The sequence below is a fragment of the Kiloniellales bacterium genome, assembly GCA_030064845.1.
Lineage (GTDB): Bacteria > Pseudomonadota > Alphaproteobacteria > Kiloniellales > JAKSDN01 > JASJEC01.
Genome location: JASJEC010000040.1, coordinates 25,383 through 45,250 on the forward strand (window position 1 = coordinate 25,383; position 19,868 = coordinate 45,250).

General features: G+C 69.2%; 20 protein-coding genes. 16 read left to right on the forward strand and 4 right to left on the reverse strand.

Annotated features, from left to right (window positions below; translation table 11 throughout):
• Positions 1–72 precede the first annotated feature (72 nt).
• Genes QNJ67_14470 through QNJ67_14485 form a run of 4 tightly spaced genes read left to right on the forward strand, consistent with a single transcriptional unit; the run spans position 73 to position 5,452 of the window.
• Complete coding sequence (locus QNJ67_14470; protein ID MDJ0610178.1) at positions 73–1,266, forward strand: acyl-CoA dehydrogenase family protein; 1,194 nt, start codon at positions 73–75, stop codon at positions 1,264–1,266.
• Between the two features lie 3 nt (positions 1,267–1,269).
• Positions 1,270–2,877, forward strand: a complete 1,608-nt coding sequence (locus QNJ67_14475) for a thiamine pyrophosphate-binding protein (protein MDJ0610179.1) — start codon at positions 1,270–1,272, stop codon at positions 2,875–2,877.
• Between the two features lie 20 nt (positions 2,878–2,897).
• The gene (locus QNJ67_14480) at positions 2,898–4,055 is read left to right on the forward strand and encodes an aminotransferase (GenBank protein ID MDJ0610180.1); all 1,158 of its coding nucleotides are present in this window, start codon (positions 2,898–2,900) and stop codon (positions 4,053–4,055) included.
• 17 nt (positions 4,056–4,072) lie between these two features.
• Positions 4,073–5,452 carry a tetratricopeptide repeat protein gene (locus tag QNJ67_14485; GenBank protein MDJ0610181.1) on the forward strand — a complete coding sequence of 460 codons (1,380 nt, stop codon included), beginning with the start codon at positions 4,073–4,075 and terminating at the stop codon, positions 5,450–5,452.
• A gap of 39 nt (positions 5,453–5,491) precedes the next feature.
• Here the strand turns inward: QNJ67_14485 and secA are convergent, their stop codons facing one another.
• A complete protein-coding gene (secA, locus tag QNJ67_14490) occupies positions 5,492–8,239 on the reverse strand; it encodes a preprotein translocase subunit SecA (protein MDJ0610182.1) in 2,748 nt (915 codons plus the stop codon).
• A 311-nt stretch (positions 8,240–8,550) separates the two neighbouring features.
• Between secA and QNJ67_14495 the strand changes: the two genes are divergently transcribed.
• From QNJ67_14495 to QNJ67_14510, 4 genes are all read left to right on the forward strand, one after another.
• On the forward strand, positions 8,551–9,393 hold the full coding sequence (locus QNJ67_14495; GenBank protein MDJ0610183.1) for a peptidylprolyl isomerase: 843 nt from the start codon (positions 8,551–8,553) through the stop codon (positions 9,391–9,393).
• Positions 9,394–9,420: 27 nt separating this feature from the next.
• Positions 9,421–10,653 carry a bifunctional glutamate N-acetyltransferase/amino-acid acetyltransferase ArgJ gene (gene argJ, locus QNJ67_14500; protein MDJ0610184.1) on the forward strand — a complete coding sequence of 411 codons (1,233 nt, stop codon included), beginning with the start codon at positions 9,421–9,423 and terminating at the stop codon, positions 10,651–10,653.
• Between the two features lie 41 nt (positions 10,654–10,694).
• Entirely contained in the window at positions 10,695–11,156 is a 462-nt protein-coding gene (locus tag QNJ67_14505) for a (deoxy)nucleoside triphosphate pyrophosphohydrolase (protein ID MDJ0610185.1), read from the forward strand.
• A gap of 499 nt (positions 11,157–11,655) precedes the next feature.
• Positions 11,656–11,982: a ribbon-helix-helix domain-containing protein gene (locus QNJ67_14510; protein ID MDJ0610186.1), complete on the forward strand. Its 327-nt coding sequence runs from the start codon at positions 11,656–11,658 to the stop codon at positions 11,980–11,982.
• Positions 11,983–12,022: 40 nt separating this feature from the next.
• Here QNJ67_14510 and QNJ67_14515 read toward each other — a convergent pair whose 3' ends face one another.
• Positions 12,023–12,940: a methyltransferase domain-containing protein gene (locus QNJ67_14515; protein MDJ0610187.1), complete on the reverse strand. Its 918-nt coding sequence runs from the start codon at positions 12,938–12,940 to the stop codon at positions 12,023–12,025.
• Positions 12,941–13,019: 79 nt separating this feature from the next.
• Between QNJ67_14515 and QNJ67_14520 the strand changes: the two genes are divergently transcribed.
• The 6 genes from QNJ67_14520 (at position 13,020) to QNJ67_14545 (ending at position 17,655) form a co-directional block, all read left to right on the forward strand.
• Entirely contained in the window at positions 13,020–13,784 is a 765-nt protein-coding gene (locus QNJ67_14520) for a ComF family protein (protein MDJ0610188.1), read from the forward strand.
• A 91-nt stretch (positions 13,785–13,875) separates the two neighbouring features.
• Complete coding sequence (locus QNJ67_14525) at positions 13,876–15,057, forward strand: redoxin domain-containing protein (protein ID MDJ0610189.1); 1,182 nt, start codon at positions 13,876–13,878, stop codon at positions 15,055–15,057.
• Positions 15,054–16,031 carry a hypothetical protein gene (locus QNJ67_14530; GenBank protein MDJ0610190.1) on the forward strand — a complete coding sequence of 326 codons (978 nt, stop codon included), beginning with the start codon at positions 15,054–15,056 and terminating at the stop codon, positions 16,029–16,031. The genes QNJ67_14525 and QNJ67_14530 overlap by 4 nt, the downstream gene beginning before the upstream one ends.
• 79 nt (positions 16,032–16,110) lie before the next feature.
• Complete coding sequence (gene grxC / locus QNJ67_14535; GenBank protein MDJ0610191.1) at positions 16,111–16,374, forward strand: glutaredoxin 3; 264 nt, start codon at positions 16,111–16,113, stop codon at positions 16,372–16,374.
• A complete protein-coding gene (locus QNJ67_14540; protein ID MDJ0610192.1) occupies positions 16,371–17,243 on the forward strand; it encodes a carbon-nitrogen hydrolase family protein in 873 nt (290 codons plus the stop codon). The genes grxC and QNJ67_14540 overlap by 4 nt, the downstream gene beginning before the upstream one ends.
• 49 nt (positions 17,244–17,292) lie before the next feature.
• Positions 17,293–17,655 (forward strand): hypothetical protein, encoded by a 363-nt coding sequence (locus QNJ67_14545; GenBank protein MDJ0610193.1) that lies wholly within the window; start codon positions 17,293–17,295, stop codon positions 17,653–17,655.
• 10 nt (positions 17,656–17,665) lie between these two features.
• On the opposite strand, the gene QNJ67_14550 is transcribed toward QNJ67_14545, so the two are convergent.
• Entirely contained in the window at positions 17,666–18,217 is a 552-nt protein-coding gene (locus QNJ67_14550; GenBank protein ID MDJ0610194.1) for a class I SAM-dependent methyltransferase, read from the reverse strand.
• A gap of 87 nt (positions 18,218–18,304) precedes the next feature.
• On the opposite strand from QNJ67_14550, the gene QNJ67_14555 reads away from it, so the two are divergent.
• Together QNJ67_14555 and QNJ67_14560 are read left to right on the forward strand one after the other, a co-directional pair.
• On the forward strand, positions 18,305–18,724 hold the full coding sequence (locus tag QNJ67_14555) for a DUF1178 family protein (GenBank protein ID MDJ0610195.1): 420 nt from the start codon (positions 18,305–18,307) through the stop codon (positions 18,722–18,724).
• A 5-nt stretch (positions 18,725–18,729) separates the two neighbouring features.
• On the forward strand, positions 18,730–19,002 hold the full coding sequence (locus QNJ67_14560) for a hypothetical protein (GenBank protein MDJ0610196.1): 273 nt from the start codon (positions 18,730–18,732) through the stop codon (positions 19,000–19,002).
• Between the two features lie 6 nt (positions 19,003–19,008).
• Here QNJ67_14560 and ubiG read toward each other — a convergent pair whose 3' ends face one another.
• Positions 19,009–19,761, reverse strand: a complete 753-nt coding sequence (gene ubiG / locus QNJ67_14565) for a bifunctional 2-polyprenyl-6-hydroxyphenol methylase/3-demethylubiquinol 3-O-methyltransferase UbiG (GenBank protein ID MDJ0610197.1) — start codon at positions 19,759–19,761, stop codon at positions 19,009–19,011.
• Positions 19,762–19,868 lie beyond the last annotated feature (107 nt).

A 19,868-nucleotide genomic window follows, 5' to 3' on the forward strand; every position in this document is an offset into this window, starting at 1 on the left:
TAGCGGACGGCCGCCCTCGACCTCCGAGGCGGAAAGGGAAGCGGCCGGGCTACACAGCGGGATCATGAACCCATGGCATCAAACCTGACGGCCGAGCAACTGGCGCTCCGGGACCGGGCGCGGCAGTTGGCCGAGGACGTTATCGCGCCGCGTGCGGCGGAGATCGACCGCAGCGAAGAGTATCCCTGGAACAACGTCGCCGACCTCAAGAAGGCGGGCTTCTTCGGCATGACGATCCCCGAGGCCTATGGCGGGCAGGGCCTGGGCTATCTGGAGGCCGTCCTGGTGATCGAGGAGATGGCCAAGGTTTGCGGCGTCACCGCGCGCATCGTGGTCGAGGCCAACATGGGGGCGGTCGGCGCGATCATGGCCTACGGGACGGAGGAGCAGAAGCGCCTGGCCGCCGGCCTGGTGCTCGACGGCGACAAGCCGGCGATCTGCATCACCGAGCCGGGCGCCGGCAGCGCCGCCACCGAGATGACCACGCGGGCCGACCGCAGGGGCGACGACTACGTGCTCAACGGGCAGAAGCACTGGATCACCGGCGGCGGCGTCTCGCGCCTCCATCTGGTCTTCGCCCGGGTCTTCGAGGACGGCCTGGAGCAGGGCATCGGCGGCTTCATCGCGCTCAAGGACGAGGCCGGCCTCAGGGTCGGCGAGCGCGAGCCGACCATGGGCCTGCGCGGCATTCCCGAGACCAAGATGTACTTCGAAGACCTGGTGCTGCCCAAGGAGCGCCTGCTGCTGCCGCCCCAGGGGCTCAGGCGCGGTTTCGGCGCACTCATGGAGGCCTACAACGGCCAGCGCACCGGGGCGGCCACGGTCTCCCTGGGCCTCGCCGCGGGCGCCTACGAGGCGGCGGTCGACTACGCGAAGAAGCGCGAGCAGTTCGGCCGGCCGATCTGCGAGTTCCAGGGCCTGCAGTGGATGCTGGCCGACATGGCGACCCAGATCTCGGCGGCCCGCGCCCTGGTCCACAAGGCGGCCGACTGCGACGGCTTCCCCGACGTGATGGACGCGGCCCAGGCCAAGGTCTTCGCTTCCGAGATGGCGATCAAGGTCACCAACGACGCGCTCCAGGTCTTCGGCGCCGCCGGCTACTCCCGCAACAACGCCATGGAGCGCCGGGTGCGCGACGCCCGCATGTTCACGATCGGCGGCGGCACGGCGCAGATCCTACGCACGGTAATCGCGAGCAAGCTGCTGGAGCGCAAGCTGCCGCAGACCCGCGACGGCTACCTCAACCTGACCCGCGCGGCGGAGTAGCCCATGCCGTCGGCCGCGCAGATCCTGGCCCAGCGGCTTTACGCCGCCGGCTGCCGCACCGCCTTCGGCATCCCCGGCGGCGAGGTTCTGACCGTGATGAACGCGCTGGCCGAGGCGGGTATCGCCTTCCATCTCGCCAAGCACGAGAACGCCGCCGGCTTCATGGCCGAGGGCAGCTATCACACCAGCGGCGCGCCCGGCATCCTGCTGGCCACGATCGGCCCTGGCGTGGCCAACGCGGTCAACGTGGTGGCCAACGCCGAGCAGGACCGGGTGCCGCTGATCTTCCTGACCGGCTGCGTCGATCCGGCCGACGCCCTGGGCTACACCCACCAGGTCTTCGACCACGTCGCGCTCATGAAGCCGGTCACCAAGGCGAGCTTCACCCTGGTCGACGGCGCGGTCGACGCCCTGGTCGACAAGGCGCTGGCCATCGCGACCGAGGGCCGGCCCGGCCCGGTCCATATCGATATTCCAATCTCGTTGGCCAAGGCCGAGCAGCCCAAGGCTTCGCCTTATCGCCCGGCCCCAAGGAGCGCTGTCGCGCCGAGCGGCGCGGACCTGGAGACCGCCCGCGCCGCCTTTGCCAGGGCCGAGCGGCCGATCATGGTCGCCGGGCTGGAGGTCCTCACCCAGAGCGCGGAGGCCGCGGTGGCCGACTTCTCGCGGACGCATCGGGTGCCGGTGGTCACCACCTACAAGGCCAAGGGCGTGATCCCCGAGGACGACCCGCTCGCGCTCGGCGGCGCCGGGCTCTCGCCGGTCGCCGACAAGCACCTTCTGCCGCTGATCGAGACCAGCGACCTGATCCTGCTGGCCGGTTACGACCCGATCGAGATGCGCCACGGCTGGCGCGACCCCTGGGACCCGGCGAGGACTCCGGTGATCGAGTTCACCGCCGCGCCCAACCACCACGGCATGCACGGCGCGAGCCACTCTTTCGTCGGCGATATCGCGGCGGGCTTGGCCGCTCTGGGCGAGGGCCGGCCGGTCAACGGCGTCTGGTCGAACGGCGCGCCTGCGGCGGTCCGCGCCGTCCTGGCCGAGGCCTTCGACGCCTCGGAAGACTGGGGGCCGGCGGCCGTGGTCGACGCCGTGCGCGACGCGCTGCCGGCGGACGGCATCGCGACGGTCGACAGCGGGGCGCACCGCATCCTGCTGTCGCAGATCTGGCGCTGTCCGCAGGCCCGCGGGCTGATCCAGTCGACCGGGCTGTGCACCATGGGCTGCGCTCTGCCGCTCGCGACCGGCATCAAGCTGACCGCGCCCGAGCGGCCGGTGGTCGCCTTCACCGGCGACGCCGGGCTGGAGATGGTGCTGGGCGAGCTGACCACCCTGCGCGACCTCAAGCTGCCCGTCGTCGTCGTGGTCTTCGTCGACGCCTCGCTCGCCCTGATCGAGCTCAAGCAGCGCGGCTCCGGCATGGCCAACCTGGGCGTCGATTTCGGCGCCACGGACTTCCCGGCCCTGGCCGAAGCGCTGGGTGGCCGGGGTGTCGCGGTGCGCGACCGGGCGGCCCTGCAGGCCGCCGTCGAAGAGGGGCTGGGCGCCGGGACTTTCACCGTGGTCGCGGCGGAGATCGGCCCCAAGGCCTACGACGGGCGCTTCTGAGGGCGCGGAGGGAACCGGCCATGAGAGCGGCGAACGAGATCCTCTCCGGCTACGGCACCACGGTCTTCGAGGTCATGTCGCGCCTCGCCATGGAGCACGGCGCGATCAACCTGGGCCAGGGCTTTCCCGACGAGGACGGGCCCGCCGACTTGCGCCGGCTCGCCGCCGAGGCGCTGATCGAGGGGCCGAACCAGTATCCGCCGATGATGGGCCTGCCCGAGCTGCGCCAGGCGGTGGCCCAGCACAACAAGCGCTTCTACGGCCTGGACGTGGACTGGCAGCGCGAGGTCATGGTGACCTCGGGCGCGACCGAGGCTCTGGCCGACTGTTTCTTCGGCCTGATCGAGCCGGGCGACGAGGCGGTGCTGATCGAGCCGCTCTACGACTGCTACCTGCCGATCGTGCGCCGCGCCGGCGCGGTCCCGAAGCTGGTGCGCGTGACTCCGCCGGACTGGCGCCTCGAGCGCGCGGAGCTGGAGGCGGCCTTCTCGGAGAAGACCAAGCTGATCCTGCTGAACAGCCCGATGAACCCGGCGGCCAAGGTCTTCTCGCGCGACGAGCTGGCGCTGATCGCGGAGATGCTGGAGCGCTACGACGCCTACGCCGTGTGCGACGAGGTCTACGAGCACATCCGCTTCGACGGCCTGGAGCACATCCCGCTCATGACGTTGCCGGGCATGCGCGAGCGCTGCGTGCGCATCGGCTCGGCCGGCAAGTCCTTCTCGCTGACCGGCTGGAAAGTCGGCTACATGACCGCGGCCCCGGCGCTGCTGACGCCGATCGCCAAGGCCCACCAGTTCGTCACCTTCACCACGCCGCCCAACCTGCAGCGGGCGGTGGCCCAGGGCCTGGCCAAGGACGACGCCTATTTCGACAGCCTCGCCGCCGACATGGAGGAGAAGCGCGACCGCTTCGCCGAGGGCCTCGCGCGCATCGGCTTCGACGTGATCCATTGCCAGGGCACCTACTTCATCACCGCGGACTTCCGGCCGCTCGGCTTCAACGGCGACGACGTCGCCTTCTGCCGCCATATCACCACCGAGGCCGGCGTGACCGCGGTGCCGGTCAGCGCGTTCTACCAGGAGAGTGCGGTCGACCACTTCGTGCGCTTCTGCTTCTGCAAGAAGACGGAAGTGCTGGACGAGGCGATCGTCCGCCTCGAAGGCTTGTTCAGCTAAGGACTGAAACCATGGGCATGACGGATTCGAGGGGCGTGCCGATCTCCACCGACAGCGCCGACCTGGTGGCGGCGCTGGAAGCGGCGCACGAGAACAGCCTGTCGTTTCGCGGCGACCCCGTCGCCGAGATCGATGCCGTCCTGAAGGAGCACCCCGATTTCGTCATGGGGCACTGCTTCAAGGCGGGTCTGCTGACCCAGGCCATGGAAACCCGGATCTACGACGAGATGTGCGCCAGCCTGGCGGCCGCCGAGGCCCTGGCCGACAAGGCCAACGACCGGGAGCGCGGCCACATGGCGGCGGTCCGGGCCTGGGTCGAAGGGGACTTCCACGAGGCGGTGCAGCGCTGGGAAGCGGTCCTCGTCGAGTATCCGCGCGACCTGCTCGCCCTGCAGCTCGCTCATCTTTCCGATCTTCTGCTCGGCGACATCGTCGACCTGCGCGACGTCGTCGCCCGGGTGTTTCCGGCCTGGGACGAGGGCGTGCCGGGCTACGGCTACGTGCTCGGCTTCTATTCCTTCGGCCTGGAGGAGTGCCGCGACTTCTCCCAGGCCGAGGAGTTCGGCCGCCGGGCGATCGCGCTCAACCCGCTCGACGCCTATGCGATCCACGCGGTTGCCCACGTCATGGAGATGCAGGGCCGCCAGCAGGGCGGGATTGCCTGGATGACCTCGCGCGAAGCGGACTGGGCGACCAGCAACTTCGCCAATCACCTCTGGTGGCACCTGGCGCTGTTCCACCTCGACCTGGAGCAGGTCGACCGGGTGCTGGAGATCTTCGACAACCACCTGCGCTCGGACGGCCCGACCGGCGACAAGTACGAGGAGCTCGACGCTTCGGCCCTGCTCTGGCGCTTGAAACTGCTGGGCGTCGACGTCGGCAACCGTTGGCACGAGCTGGCCGACAAGTGGGAGCCTTCGGCCAAGGACACGCTCTACGCCTTCAACGACGTGCATGCCATGATCACCTTCGTGTCCGATGACCGGGACGACGCGGCGGAGGCCGTGCTCAACGCGAACGAGCGCTATCTCAAGCACGCCAGCGACGCCAACGTCGGCATGACCCGCGAGATCGGCATCCCCTTCTGCCGCGCCGCCCAGGCTTTCGCCGGCGGCGACTACGGCCAGGTGGTCGATCTCCTGCTGCCGATCCGCTACCGGACCTACCGCCTTGGCGGCAGCCACGCCCAGCGCGACCTGATCGCGTGGACCTTGCTCGAGGCGGCCCTCAGGGCCAAGCAGTACAAGCTGGCCTTGGCCCTGGCGAACGAGCGCACGGCGCTTAAGCCGACCAGTCCGGTGAACTGGAAGCTGACGGCCCGCGCGCTGGACGGCCTGGGCGACCGCGACGCCGCGCGCCGGGCCTACGCCAAGGCCCAGTCGCTGCCGCTGAACTAGCTTTTCGAAAGAAGCGGTCGGCGCGCCTTTTGGCGCCGCTCAGCCCATCTTGCCGTGGCAGTGCTTGTACTTGCGGCCGGAGCCGCAGGGGCAGGGCGCGTTGCGCTGGACCTTGCCCCAGGTCGAGGGGTCGCCGGGCACGATCTCGGCCGCCGCGGTGCGGCGCACGGGCTGCGGCTTGGACGGCGGCGGCATGGGCGTCTCGTCGGCACCGTTGCCGCCGGCCGGCGCATCGGTGACACCCAGCACGTCGTCGCGGCTCTCGCTCATGGCGCGCGGCGCGCTGCGCGGCACCGCCACGTCGGAGGCCATGGGCTGGATCTCGACGTGGGACAGCAGGAAGGTCGTCTCGGCGCGGATCTCCGCCAGCATGCCTTCGAACAGGTCGAAGGCCTCGCGCTTGTACTCGATCAGGGGATCGCGCTGCGCCATGGCCCGCCAGTTGATGCCTTGGCGCAGGTGGTCGAGGGATAGCAGGTGGTCCTTCCACTGCTTGTCGAGCACGTGCAGAAGCAGCTGCTTCTCGATGGTGCGCATGACCTCGGGGCCGTAGTTCGCCGTCTTCGCAGCCATCTTCTTGTCCGAGGCGGCGGTGATCCGCTCCCTGATCTCCTGGTCGGCGATGCCCTCTTCCTTAGCCCAGTCCTCGACCGGCAGGTCGAGGCCGAGCAGGCGCAGGGATTCCTCGTGCAGCCCGCCGACGTCCCACTGCTCGGCGTAGGCGCTCTCGGGGATGCAGCGGGCGACCGCGTCCTCGATCGTCTGGTGGCGCATCCCGACCACGTCGTCGTGCACGTCGCGGCTGCGCATCAGGTCCTTGCGCTGCTCGTAGACCACCTTGCGCTGATCGTTCATGACGTCGTCGTACTTCAGCACGTACTTGCGCGACTCGAAGTTGCGCGCCTCGACCTTCTGCTGGGCCTTCTCCAGGGCCTTGTTGATCCAGGGATGGACGATCGCCTCGCCCTCCTCGAGGCCGAGCTTCTGCAGCATGGAGTCCATCCGCTCGGACCCGAAGATACGCATCAGGTCGTCCTCGAGCGACAGGAAGAATTTCGATGCCCCGGGGTCGCCCTGGCGGCCCGAGCGGCCGCGCAGCTGGTTGTCGATCCGCCGGCTCTCGTGACGCTCCGAGGCGACCACGAAGAGCCCGCCGGCCTGCTTGACCACTTGGCCAGCCTCGGCGACCTCGGCCTTGATCTTGTCGGTCACCTTCTGCCGCTTGGCGGCGTCCTCGATCACCGCCGCCTCCTGCATGATGCGCATGTCGACGTTGCCGCCGAGCTGGATGTCGGTGCCGCGGCCCGCCATGTTGGTGGCGATGGTCACCGCGCCGGGCGCGCCGGCCTGGGCGATGATGTAGGCCTCCTGCTCGTGGTAGCGCGCGTTCAGCACCTGGTGGGGGATCTTGCGCTTCTTCAGCAGGGCGGCGAGGTGCTCGGACTTCTCGATCGAGACGGTGCCGACCAGCACCGGCTGCTTGCGCTTCCGGCACTCGTCGATCAGCTCGATGATGGCCTCGAACTTCTCCGCCGTCGTGCGATAGACCTCGTCGTCGTGATCGATGCGCACGAAGGGCACGTTGGTCGGGATCTCGATCACTTCGAGGCCGTAGATGTCGGCGAACTCCTCGGCCTCGGTCATGGCCGTGCCGGTCATGCCGGCGAGCTTCGGGTAGAGCCGGAAGTAGTTCTGGAAGGTGATCGAGGCCAGGGTCTGGTTCTCGTGCTGGATAATCGCCTTCTCTTTGGCCTCCAGCGCCTGGTGCAGGCCATCCGAGTAGCGCCGCCCTTCCATCATCCGGCCGGTGAACTCGTCGATGATGATGACCTTGTTGTCCTTGACGATGTAGTCCGTGTCGCGCTGGAACAGCTTGTGGGCGCGCAATGCCTGGTTGACGTGGTGCACCAGGCTCACGTTGTTGATGTCGTAGAGCGAGCCCGTGTCGAGCATGCCGGTCTCGCGCAGCAGCTCCTCGATCCGCTCGGCGCCGGACTCGGTCAGCGTGACGGCGCGCTGCTTCTCGTCCTTCTCGAAGTGCTCCTCGTCCAGCCGCGGGATCAGCGCGTCGGCCTTGACGTAAAGCTCGGAGGAATCCTCCGCCGGCCCCGAGATGATCAGCGGCGTGCGGGCCTCGTCGACCAGGATCGAGTCCACCTCGTCGACGATCGCGTAGTGGAACTCGCGCTGGACCATCTCCTCCAGGCTCGACTTCATGTTGTCGCGCAGGTAGTCGAAGCCGAATTCGTTGTTGGTGCCGTAGGTGACGTCGCAGGCATAGGCCGCGCGGCGCTGGTCCTCGGCGAGGTCGTGGACGATGCAGCCGACGGTGAGACCGAGGAACTGGTAGATCGCGCCCATCCAGGTGGAGTCGCGTTTCGCCAGGTAGTCGTTGACCGTGACCACGTGAACGCCCTTGCCGGTCAGGGCGTTCAGGTAGACCGGCAGCGTCGCCACCAGGGTCTTGCCCTCGCCGGTCTTCATCTCCGAGATCATGCCGCGGTGCAGCACGATGCCGCCGACCAGCTGAACATCGAAATGGCGCTGACCGAGGGTCCGCTTGGACGCCTCACGCACCGTCGCGAAGGCTTCGACCAGGATGTCGTCGAGGGTTTCGCCGTCCTTCAGGCGCTGCCGGAAGGCCTCGGTCCGCGCCTTCAGCTCCTCGTCGCTGAGCGCCTCCAGCTTGGGCTCCAGGTCGTTGATCGCCTTGACCATGGGCGACAGGCCCTGGACGTAGCGGTCATTGGCGGAACCGAAGATTCGCTTGGCGAGCGCGCCGAACATGAAACCCTCTCGGATAAAGGCGATCACCAGCCGCCGGAGCCTTGAAAGCATGCCAGGCGCGGCCGACGGCCGATCCGCCGCGGCGACTATTGATCAAACCCGCCTGGACGAGGGCGCCCCGGCCGCAGATAAACCGTTGCCTGACTGATCAGACAGATAGGTCGATCCGGCGGGGCTGTCAACGATCCGGGACCGCCGGGGTTGCCCAGGGTGGCGGCGGGGCCTAAAGTCCCGCCGACGACAGGAATAGGCTCTTCCGCCAGGCTAGATTGAGCGGACGATCCGAGTTCACAGCCCGAGAGGATCCGCTTATGAAGACCCTTCTACGCGTCGCGGCGGTGACGGCGCTTCTGCTCCCGCTGACGGCGACGCCCGGCGCGGCCCAGCAGGGCGATGACGATCCGGCGGTCGCGCGGGTCAACGGCGCGACGATTTACCGGTCCGAGGTCCTGGAGGCCGCCAGCGCTCTGCCCCCGGAGTACCAGGCACAGCTGGCGACCATCTTCCCGACGCTGGTCGAGCGAATCGTGGACTTCCACCTGATCTCCAAGGCCGCCGAGAGCGCCGGGCTGTCCGACGACCAGGAGGTCAAGGATCGGGTCGCGGCCCTGAAAGTCGACGTCATGCGCGAGGTCTACCTGCAGCGCCAGGTCGACAGCCGGATCACCGAGACCACGCTGCGGGCGCGCTACGACACCTTCGTGACGGAGAATCCGCCGAAGCAGGAGGTCCGCGCCCGCCACATCCTGCTCGACGACGAGGCGGCGGCGGTCGAGGTCATCGCCGAGCTCGACAAAGGCGCCGATTTTGCAACTCTGGCCAGCGAACGCTCCAACGGCCCCTCGAAGGCGCGCGGCGGCGACCTCGGATACTTCACTGCCGAGCAGATGGTGCCGGAGTTCTCCCAGCAGGCCTTCGCCCTCGAGACCGGGAAATACAGCAGCAAGCCGGTGCAGACCCAGTTCGGCTGGCATGTGATCAAGGTCGAGGACCGGCGCGAGAGCGAGCCGCCCAGCTTCGAGTCCCTGGAAGAACAGCTGCGCGAGGATATGTCGCGGGAAACCGTTAACGACGTGATCACCGATCTTCGCGAGACCGCCGAGATCGAGATTCTGCCGACACCCGGCCTGCCGGGCGCGACGACCGCCCAGTAAGGGTCCTGCGCGAGGGGGAAAGTAGGCATCACTTCAGAGACGTCGCCCCTGGCTCCCGATAAGCTGGCCGTGCTGCCGCCGGTGGCCGGCGTGCGCCTGGCGACAGCCGCCTGTGATATCCGCTACCGCGGGCGCACCGATGCCTGCCTGATCGAGGTGGCGCCGGGCTCGAGCGTCGCCGGCGTCCTGACCAAGTCGAAGACTGCCGGGGCGCCGGTAGAATGGTGTCGCGCCGCGCTTTCCTGGGGCAGCGCACGGGCCTTCGTGATCAACGCAGGTAACGCCAACGCCTTCACCGGCGGCGCCGGCAAGGCCTCGGTCGAGCGCACGGTCGACGCCGTCGCTGCGCTCTACGACTGCCCGCGCCACGACGTCTACATCGCCTCGACCGGGGTGATCGGCGAGCCGCTGCCCGACGAGAAGGTGACGGCTGCACTGGGCGGCCTGATGGACGACCTCGCGCCCGACGCCTGGGAGCAAGCGGCCCGGGCCATCATGACCACCGACACCTTTCCCAAGCTGGCGACGCGCAGCGCGACGATCGACGGCTGCCCGGTCACAATCAACGGCATCGCCAAGGGCTCTGGCATGATCGCGCCGGACATGGCGACGATGCTGGCCTTCGTCTTCACCGACGCGGCGATCCCGGCCGAGCTGCTCGAGAAGCTCCTGCGGCCCGCGGTCGATCAGTCGTTCAACGCGATCACGGTCGACGGCGACACCTCGACCAGCGACACCCTGCTGCTCTGCGCCACGGGCCAGGCCGATCACGCCGCCATCCTTTCCCAGCGCGACCCGGCGTTGCGCTCGTTCAAGGCCGCCCTCGGGGACCTGCTGCGCGACCTCGCCCAGCAGGTCGTGCGCGACGGCGAGGGCGCCCAGAAGTTCATCACCATCCGGGTGTCGGGCGCGGCATCCAAGCAGGCCGCCCGGCGGATCGGGCTGGCGATCGGCAACTCGCCGCTGGTCAAGACCGCGCTCGGGGCCGGAGACGCCAACTGGGGGCGCATCGTGATGGCGGTCGGTAAGTCCGGCGAACGCGCCGAACGGGATCTCCTCGCGATCCGCATCGGCGGAATCGAGATCGCCCGGCGGGGCGCGGTCGTGCCGGGCTACGACGAAGCGCCGGTCGCCCGGCACATGAAGGGGCGCGAGATCGACGTCGAGGTCGATGTCGGTGTGAAGAACGGCCGGGCGACGGTCTGGACCTGCGACCTCAGCCACGGCTACGTCTCGATCAATGCCGACTACCGCTCCTGACCGCCGGCCCGCCCCGCCGCCCCCCGACCACTTCGAGCTCTATGTCGGACAGTTTCGATAGCGAGTGCTGGACCGCGGGGGCGTTCCCGTCGCCCGGCGAGCAGCGGCCCATCGTTCTGGTCGCCGCCGCGGCCCTGGTCGACGACGACGGCCGGGTCCTCCTGGCCCGGCGACCCGAAGGGAAGCCCATGGCCGGCCTGTGGGAGTTCCCGGGCGGCAAGGTGCAGCCCGGCGAGGTGCCCGAGCAGGCCTTGATCCGCGAGCTCAAGGAAGAGCTGGACATCGACACCAGGGAGAGCTGCCTCGCGCCGATCGGCTTCGCCTCGCACGGCTACGAGGACTTCCACCTCCTCATGCCGCTCTTCGTCTGCCGGGTTTGGCGCGGGATGCCCCGTCCGCGCGAGGCTCAGGAACTGATCTGGGTCCGGCCGCCGCGCCTCGGCGACTACCCCATGCCGCCGGCCGACGAGCCGCTGGTCGCCCTCTTGCGGGACCTGATCTAGCGATCAGACGCGAACGCGTCTGGCCTGACAACGCCCTGGTGTCCCGATTCCGAAGGTTCGAGCGATCGAACTTCGGGATCGAAGGGACACTACCCCTATGATTCAAGTGTGATTCAGCTTCCGAAGTTCGACACGAGAAACGCACCGAACTTCGGAACCATCACACTAGGGCAGATCCGGGATTCTACGGAATCGCCAAAAGCGATCCGACAGGACATGATCCGGTCTAGGAGCGCGATCCCAACCGCGCCCTTGCGAAGCCTTCCCGGCGGCGAGGCCCGCGGCGCCGGCCTCAGATCCGGGCGCTTTTACCTCATTATAACAACTATACTGTGGCATCTCGCTGGTAAATTTTCTACTATAGCGCGCGTAGTATTTTTGTAGGATTTGTGTAGTTCTCGATAGTTGCGGGGGAGAGAGGGGATCTTGGCCAGCATGTCTTTCAGACTGGTGCGCCGTCGGCACACCAGGGCGTTGTGCTAATCGGCGGGGGCCGCCAATGGCCAAGCTGCAGAATAGGAATGTGCGGTTGCGCGGACTGCGCACCAGCCTCCGCCTCGAGCCGGCGATGTGGGACGCGCTCGAGGAAATCTGCCGCCGGGAGAGCTGCTCGATAAACGAGATCTGCTCGCTGATCGACGAGCAGAGGCATGGTTCCACCCGAACGGCCGCGTTGCGGGCCTTCATCCTCTACTATTTCCGGGCGGCCGCCACGGAGAACGGTCATCGCCGGGCTGGACACGGCCGCAGCGACAACATGATCAAGGAAATCCGGGCAATTCTGAATTCCAACACCGGGAACGGCAACGGGCCGGACGGTCCCTGAACCGGACTATCCTTCGCCGGCAGGCTCATGAAAAAGCAACCTAATCCGGTTGGGCTGGATCGCCGGCCTTGCGCTCGACGGTTTCGAGGGCATCGGCCAGACGGGAGCGCGCGCTGCCCGGCGCCAGGGGCTGCTGCTGTGACGGATGGGGCGACCATCCGGTGAGGTAGACCACTTCGAAGGTGGCCGGCAAGGGGCCTTCCGGGGCGCCGTGGCGGTCGCGGTAGATCTCCGCCGCCCTGAACAGCGTGTGCCGCCGGCTCATCGCCTTGCGGCGTTCGGCGACGGCGTTGCTCTCGCCCATGGCACTGAGCTCCTTCATCAACGCCAGGGCGTTGGGATAGGTCACCGTGATCCGGTCGCGGTCCGTGACCGGGAGCGCGAAGCCGGCGCGCTGTAGGAGACCGCCGGCGTCGGCGACGTCGGCGAAGGGCGAGACCCGCGGACTGACGCCGCCCTCGACCTCGGCCTCGGCCTCGAGCAGCGCGCCGCGCAGCTCCACCAGGGTCTCGCCGCCCAGCATCGCCCCGAGGAACAGCCCGTCCGGTTTGAGCGCCTGGCGGATCTGGATCAGCGCGCCCGGCAGGTCGTTGACCCAGTGGAGCGAGGCCGCGCTGACGACCAGATCGAAGCAGTCCGGCGCGAAGGGCAGGAACTCCTCATCCGCGGCCACGGCCGGGTGCCCCGGCGCCGCCGCCGCCCGCGCCATGCGCGGCGAGAGGTCGCCCTGCACCAGCATCTCCACACCGCCGCGTCCGGCCAGGACCTCGCGCAGGATGCCCGTGTGGCAACCCAGGTCGAGCGCAAGCGGGAAACGGCGCTGGATGTCCTCCAGCCGCTCGACCAGCCGTTCGCCGATCTCGCGCACCAGGAAGTCGTGCGCGCCGAAACCCGCGGCGGCGCGGTCGCGTCGGCGCCGGACGGCCCGCCGGTCGAAGACCAGGACACTCTCGTTCATGGCCAGCACCATGCCCCACCGGGCCGCCCGCTGCCAAGCCGCCGTTGACAGGCGTTGGGTGCGCGGGAAAGCTTCCATCATGGGTAGCACAGAGAGCCTTGGCCGGAGGCTCGGCGGCGCGCTGGAGGCCGCCGTCGACGTGCTCTTGCCGCCCCGCTGCCTGGGCTGCGGCTGCGCCGTGGACCGCGCTGGCGCGCTCTGCCCGTCATGTTGGCGCGGCATCAGCTTCGCCGCCCCGCCGCACTGCGCGCGCTGCGGCTATCCCTTCGCCTTCGATCTCGGCCCCTCGGCGCTGTGCGGCGCCTGCAGCCGCGAGACGCCGCCGTTCGACCGCGCCCGCTTCGTGATGCGCTACGACGAGCGGAGCCGTGACCTGGTGATCGCCTTCAAGCACCGCGACCGGACCGACGCCGCGCCGGTCTTCGCCGGCTTGATGCGGCGCGCCGGGGCTGAGCTGATCGAGAGTGCGGATCTGGTGGCGCCGGTCCCGCTGCACCGCTGGCGTCTCCTGTCCCGGCGCTTCAACCAGGCGGCCCTGCTGGCGATCGCCTTGGGCGCCCAGGCCGCCCTGCCGGTGGTGCCCGACCTCCTGGTCCGGCGGCGCCACACGCCGTCCCAGGGGCGTCTCGATCCTGCCGCGCGGCGCCGCAACGTGACCGGCGCCTTCGACGTGCCGCCCAAGCGCCGGGCGCGGGTCGAAGCCAAGCGCGTGCTGCTGGTCGACGACGTTCTGACCACCGGGGCGACGGTCGAGGCCTGCGCCAAGGCGCTGCGCCGGCGCGGCGCGGCCGCGGTCGACGTTCTGGTGCTGGCCCGGGTAATCCGCCCGCAGCGGCGGGCTTGAGCGCCGCTCGCGGATGTCGAAGTGGTTTGACCTTTACTTCCCGCCCTTCCATAGATGGACGCACTTAGGATAGTCCGCGTTTCTGCCAGGAATGAAACCCGCGCCCGCAACACCGACAGATCGCGCCCAGCCCGGCGAAGCGGCCGTCTCCTGGCCGCCGCCCAGCGTCATCGGAGAAACGGCGCCCCGCTTCATGCTGCCGGATCACGGCGGCACGGGGTGGAGCCTGGCTTCGGACGCCGTGGCCGGACGGCCCGTCGTCCTTGTCTTTCTGCGGGGCACGGCGAAGTCCCCGGCGCGCGCGCAGCTGCTCGGGTTTCGCGACCGCTACGGGGACTTTGCCGCCGAGGGCGCCCTGATCGTCGCGGTTACCCGCCAGCCGATCGGGATCAACGCGACCGACCGGGAAGAGCTGGGTCTGCCCTTCCGCCTGCTGGCCGACCTCGTTGGCGACATCAGCCGGGGCTACGCCGCCATTGCCGGCTGCCGCGGCGAGCCCGAGGTCCTGACCTGCGTGCTGACGCCGGCGCTCAAGATCGCCCGCTTCCTGGTCGGGCCGGGGGCGCCCGACCACGCGGCGGCCGCGCTGGCCGAGGTCCAGCGGCTGACCGCGCCGAGGGTCGCCGCCGAGGCGGTGATGCACCCGCCGATCCTGCAGATTCCAGGGGTGCTAAGCCCCGAGGAGTGCCGCTTCCTGATCGCCCTTCACGACCGGCCGGGGACCCCCTGGAACGAGCCCGACGACCCCGACGACCAGTACGATTTCAAGATCCGGGTCGGCGACCACCGGCGCGCCGACCGGGTCGACTACGTGATCAACGACCCCGAGGTCCAGGCTCTCCTCGACCGGGCGCTGAACCGACGGATCGCGCCCGAGATCCAGAGAGCCTTCCAGTACAAGGTGACCCGGCGCGAGGCCTACCACCTGGCCTGCTACCAGGGCCTGCGCGGCGGCTTCTCGATCGGCCACCGGGACAACTCCACGCCGGCCTTGGCGCACCGCCGTTTCGCCCTCTCCCTCAGCCTCAACCACGAGGAGTACCAGGGCGGTGAGCTGGTCTTCCGGGAATACGGCGAGCAGCGCTATCGCCTGCCGACCGGCGCGGCACTGATCTTCTCCTCCTCGCTCCTCCATGAGATTCTCACGGTCACCAGCGGACGCCGCTTCGTGCTGCTCTCCCACCTCTACGGTGACGATCGGGACCGCCCGCGGAGCGCGAACCAGCCGGCCGAGGGCGATCCGCGCAGGCGCGAGGCGCCCGACCGGCCGTGACCCAGGAGCTCTCTCTCGAACCCGCGCCGTCGCGCCTCGAGCGCGAATCTCCGGCGAGACGCGCGGCGCCGCCGCCGGCTCACTGGTACCGCACCGGGCGCGGGCACCTCTTCCTGTCCACGGCCTTCGGCGAACAATCGGGGGCGCCCCACGGCGGCGAGATCCAGGGGATCCTGGTCGCCCTTCGCTGGGAGCCGCTCGACGGCCGGGACGTGGCTCTCTACGACGAAGCGGCGCCGACGGAAGGCCGGTTTGCCATCGGGCGTGTCGGCGCGGCGAACCGGGGCAGCCGGGAGACCTGGCGCCTGTTCGCCCCGCCGGCCGTCGGCTCCTGGCGCGCGGCGAACGCCGCGGCAGGCAAAGGCGGGGCCCTGCACCTGCTCGAGCTTTGCTCCTGCGCCACCGAGGAAAGCGGTCTGGATGCGGTGGAGCGTGCGGCGCTGGAGGCCTACAAGGATCGGGGCGGCCGGGCGATTCACAAGGGCGAAGGCGGGTTCTTCTGGTTCCGCAGCTATCACCTGGCGGTCTTCGGCCCGCTCGGCCGGCGCGACGCTCCGGGAGCGGGATGGCGGTCCGAGGGGGGCGCCTATCGGCCCCCGTCCAACCGGGCGGGGCCGTGGCGCCGGCGCTGGCGCCGGAAGGCAGGCCTCGGTGCGGCGGAGAACAGCCGGCCGGCGGACAGCTTCGACCCCCAGGCCAGCTACGGCTTCGACGGACCCGAGGCCGGCATCGCGGGCGCCGATCCCTCAGGCCAGCTGCTCTCCGCGCTGCCCATGGCCAAGTTTCGGCCCTTCGTGGCGCGGCTCGTCCCGCTGTCACCCTGGCCGCCTTTCAGTATCAGCCCGGCCCTACCGGACGCGGCCGGCGAGGCCGCGGGCCTCGAGGGCTGGTATCGCCGGGTCGCCTTCGAGCCGGTGCTGACCTGGCGCTATTCGCCGGCCCTGCTTCACGCCGCCGGCACCCAACGCGCTTGATGGAAAAGATCCGTCTCGTCCCCAAGTAACCGGGCTGAAGTAACCGGGCGCTGACCGCGATCCCTTATCGGAGACGACCATGGCCAAAGTCGAGATCTACTCCAGCATGTTCTGCCCCTTCTGCTCGCGGGCCAAGCGGCTGCTAGACAGCAAGGGCGTCTCCTACGAAGAGATCGACGTCACCATGCGGCCCGCCCTGCGCCGCCAGATGACCGAGCGCGCCCAGGGCCGCACCTCCGTACCCCAGATCTTCATCGACGATGCCCACGTAGGCGGCTGCGACGAGCTCTACGCCCTCGATGGGGAGGGGCGGTTGGACCCTCTCCTCCAGGGCGCGGCATGACGGCGCCGTTTCGCGCCGCCTGCCTGCAGCTTACCTCGGGGCGCGAGCCGGCAGCCAACATCTCCGCGGTGCAAGGCTTGGCGCGCGAGGCCAAGGACGCCGGCGCGCAGCTGATCATGACCCCCGAGGTCACGGACATGCTGGAACCGCGCCGGGTGCTGGCTTTCGAGAAGGCCCTGCCCGAGCCGGACCATCAGGGCCTCACGGCCCTGCGGGCCCTGGCCCAGAAACTGGACGTCTGGCTGCTGGCCGGCTCCCTGGTGGTCAGCGTCGGCCCCGAGCGCCTGGCCAATCGATCGTTCCTGATCGGACCGGACGGGCGGGTCGCCGCCAGCTACGACAAGATCCACATGTTCGACGTCGCGGTCGCAGACGGGCAGACCTACCGGGAGTCGCGGGCTTACCGCCCGGGCGGGCAGGCGGTCCTGGCCGAGCTGCCCTGGGGCCGGCTCGGCATGACGATCTGCTACGACCTGCGCTTCCCACAGCTCTACCGTCACCTGGCCCAGGCCGGGGCGGACTTCCTCTCTATCCCCTCGGCCTTCACCCGGGTCACCGGCGAGGCCCACTGGCACGTGCTGCTGCGCGCCCGCGCCATCGAGACCGGCTGCTACGTCTTCGCCCCGGCCCAGTGCGGCGAGCATGCCGAGGGCCGCCAGACCTACGGCCATTCCCTGATCGTGGACCCTTGGGGCGAGGTGCTGGCCGACGGCGGGGACGAGCCCGGCGTCGTTGTGGCCGAGATCGATCCCGCGGCGGTGGCGAAGGCGCGCGCGATGGTGCCTTCCCTCAGCAATGACAGAGACTTCACTTTCTGCTCGACGGAGGGCGAGGCACCGGTCGCCGTTGAGGCCGAGGCCGGCAGTTGACCCGATCGAAGTTCCGGCTGCGCCGTTCGATTGATTCCGGTGGCCCGTGATGGCGACCAAGATTCTTTTCCGTCCGGTGGGCCCGGAAGAGCTCGCGCTGATCGAGGCCTCGGGTTGGCGGGCTTTCCCGCCGCGCCTCCCGGAACAGCCGATTTTCTATCCCGTCCTCAATCAGGACTACGCCAGCTTGATCGCCCGCGATTGGAACGTGAAAGCGAGCGGCGCCGGCTACGTAACGCGTTTTGCGGTCGAGGCCCGGTTTTTGGATCGCTATCCGGTACAGACCGTTGGGGCGGCCGACCATCAGGAGCTCTGGGTGCCGGCCGAGGAGCTGGAGGAGTTCAACCGCCATATTGTCGGCCCCATTGAGGTCGTGGCCCGTTATGAGCCACTCGAAAGCCAGCCGGATTGACGGCCCTTGCTCACTCGCAACGAGCGCAGATCCTCTGGATGGCGGATGGCTTGGGCCGCTCGACGATGACGTCCTCGTAGGCCAGGACCCTGAGCCGCCCCCGCACGGCTTCCAAGAGTTCGCCGGGACGGAGAAGGAAGTCGGGATTGCTGGGCTTTCCGAAGCGTTCGTTGCCGCGCGCGAAGGTCTCGTAGATCAGCAGGCCGCCCGGTTCGACCGCAGCGACAAGGGGCGCCAGCAGGGGCCTGAAGAGGTAGTTGGTCACCACCACGCCGGCGAAACTGCGGCCCGCCAGGGGAAAGGGCCGCCCATCCTCCAGGTCGACTTCCAGCCTCTCGAGTCCCGCGTGATCGCCCAGGTCAGCGAGGCCTGAGAGGTCGCGATCGACCGCCACAACCGGGTGCCCTCGCTCGAGAAACAGCCGGGCATGGCGGCCGCCGCCGCAGGCCAGATCAAGCACGGCGCCGCCGGCCGGCACGGCGCCGGCGAAGCGGACGACCCAGTCCGATGGTTCCCGGAGCGCGTCGTGGTTGCCGTTGTCCGGTTGGTGAGCTGCCGCCATCTCTTGCCAATTTCCCCGAAAATCGCCACTTGCTGGTAAGATGTTGGAATCGCAACGTCACGAAAAGCAGGAAATGGCCCCGTCGCGATGATCCTCTACGACCTCAGATGCCAGGACGGCCACGTCTTCGAGGCTTGGTTCAAGGACAGCGCCGCCTACGAAAAGCAGGCGAAGGCCGGCCGTGTCGACTGCCCGGTCTGCGGCTCCAGCAAGATCGAAAAGGCGCCCATGGCGCCAAATCTGGCCCGCAGCCGGAAAGGCTCGGAGACCCGGGCTACCGACAAGGCCGCCGCCGTGCGGCAGGCGCTCCAGGAGGTCCGCAAGCAGGTCGAGGAGACCTGCGACTACGTCGGCGAACGCTTCCCGGAGGAGGCGCGCCGGATCCATTACGGCGAGACCGACCCGCGCGGCATCTACGGCGAGTCCAGCCCCGATGAAGCCAAGTCCCTCGAAGAAGAGGGCGTCAAGTTCCAGCGCATCCCCTGGCTGCCGCGCGAGAACTCCTGACGTCCGTGAGCGACGACCTGCGCTGCCCGACACGGGCCTGCCAAGGCTGGGTCTGTCTGGTCGACGAAGAGACCGAGCAGCCTTTCTGGGGCTGCGGTGAATGCGGCGCCGTCTGGGCGGACCGGAGCGATCTCGAAGACGCCATATCGGGCGCCGTTGAACGCCATCCGCACCGGCTGCAGGTCTACCGGAAGTCCGGCGGCGGCTGGACGGCCGTTCCCTCGGCCGCGGAGCCGGCGGACTATGCCGAACGGGTCGAAGCCGAGTGGAACGAGTGACGGCCTCTACGCCGCCTCGTCCTTCACCGCAAAAATCATGTAGTTGACGTCGCTGTCCCGGGTCATCCGCCAGCTGTCCGCCAGGGGGTTGTAGGCGACTCCGGTCAGCTCGGTCGACCGCAGGCCGCCGGCGCCGAGCGCCTCGACCAGCTCGTCCGGACGGACGAAGCGGTTCCAGTCGTGGGTGCCGGGCGGCAGCCAGCGCAACAGGTACTCGGCGCCGACAATGGCCAAGGCAAAGGACTTTGGCGTGCGGTTCAGGGTCGCCACCGCCATGGCGCCGCCCGGCCGCACCAACGCGCAGCAGACATCCATGAAGGCCGGCACGTCGGCTACGTGCTCGACAACTTCCATGTTGACCACCAGATCGAAGGCCGCGCGTTCGCGCGCGAGATCCTCCGCCGCGGCGTTGCGGAAGGCGATCTCAAGGCCCTGCTCCTCGGCGTAGAGGCGCGCAACTTCGATGCTCTCCGCCGCCGCGTCTATCCCGGTGACGGCGGCCCCCAGGCGGGCGAGCGGCGCGGCCAGCAGCCCGCCGCCGCAGCCGACGTCGAGCACGCTGAGCCCCGAAAGCGGCGCCGGCTCGTCCAGATCCAGCCGGAAATGACGTGCCGCCCGGTCTCGGATGAAAGCCAGCCGGGTCGGGTTCAGCCGGTGCAGCGCCTTGAACTGCCCCTCGGGATCCCACCAGGCCTCGGCCATGGCGGCGAACTTCGCAATCTCTTCCGGGTCCAGGCTCGGTCGCGCGCTCGTGTTCACGTCTCGGCGTTCCCTTGCCGCGGTCCTCGCCGCGGCTCGTTGCGGTCGCGCGCTGCGCCCGGGTCCGGGCGACGGGGATCTTGCCTCGCCGCGCGCGTTGAGAGTAT

Excerpts from the sequence above, each read along its gene's own strand:
- QNJ67_14470 (MDJ0610178.1), top strand. The coding sequence starts at position 73 with ATGGCATCAAACCTGACGGCCGAGCAACTGGCGCTCCGGGACCGGGCG.
- QNJ67_14475 (MDJ0610179.1), top strand. The coding sequence starts at position 1,270 with ATGCCGTCGGCCGCGCAGATCCTGGCCCAGCGGCTTTACGCCGCCGGC.
- QNJ67_14480 (MDJ0610180.1), top strand. The coding sequence starts at position 2,898 with ATGAGAGCGGCGAACGAGATCCTCTCCGGCTACGGCACCACGGTCTTC.
- QNJ67_14485 (MDJ0610181.1), top strand. The coding sequence starts at position 4,073 with ATGACGGATTCGAGGGGCGTGCCGATCTCCACCGACAGCGCCGACCTG.
- secA (MDJ0610182.1), bottom strand. The coding sequence starts at position 8,239 with ATGTTCGGCGCGCTCGCCAAGCGAATCTTCGGTTCCGCCAATGACCGC.
- QNJ67_14495 (MDJ0610183.1), top strand. The coding sequence starts at position 8,551 with ATGAAGACCCTTCTACGCGTCGCGGCGGTGACGGCGCTTCTGCTCCCG.
- QNJ67_14505 (MDJ0610185.1), top strand. The coding sequence starts at position 10,695 with ATGTCGGACAGTTTCGATAGCGAGTGCTGGACCGCGGGGGCGTTCCCG.
- QNJ67_14510 (MDJ0610186.1), top strand. The coding sequence starts at position 11,656 with ATGGCCAAGCTGCAGAATAGGAATGTGCGGTTGCGCGGACTGCGCACC.
- QNJ67_14515 (MDJ0610187.1), bottom strand. The coding sequence starts at position 12,940 with ATGAACGAGAGTGTCCTGGTCTTCGACCGGCGGGCCGTCCGGCGCCGA.
- QNJ67_14520 (MDJ0610188.1), top strand. The coding sequence starts at position 13,020 with ATGGGTAGCACAGAGAGCCTTGGCCGGAGGCTCGGCGGCGCGCTGGAG.
- QNJ67_14525 (MDJ0610189.1), top strand. The coding sequence starts at position 13,876 with ATGAAACCCGCGCCCGCAACACCGACAGATCGCGCCCAGCCCGGCGAA.
- grxC (MDJ0610191.1), top strand. The coding sequence starts at position 16,111 with ATGGCCAAAGTCGAGATCTACTCCAGCATGTTCTGCCCCTTCTGCTCG.
- QNJ67_14540 (MDJ0610192.1), top strand. The coding sequence starts at position 16,371 with ATGACGGCGCCGTTTCGCGCCGCCTGCCTGCAGCTTACCTCGGGGCGC.
- QNJ67_14545 (MDJ0610193.1), top strand. The coding sequence starts at position 17,293 with ATGGCGACCAAGATTCTTTTCCGTCCGGTGGGCCCGGAAGAGCTCGCG.
- QNJ67_14550 (MDJ0610194.1), bottom strand. The coding sequence starts at position 18,217 with ATGGCGGCAGCTCACCAACCGGACAACGGCAACCACGACGCGCTCCGG.
- QNJ67_14555 (MDJ0610195.1), top strand. The coding sequence starts at position 18,305 with ATGATCCTCTACGACCTCAGATGCCAGGACGGCCACGTCTTCGAGGCT.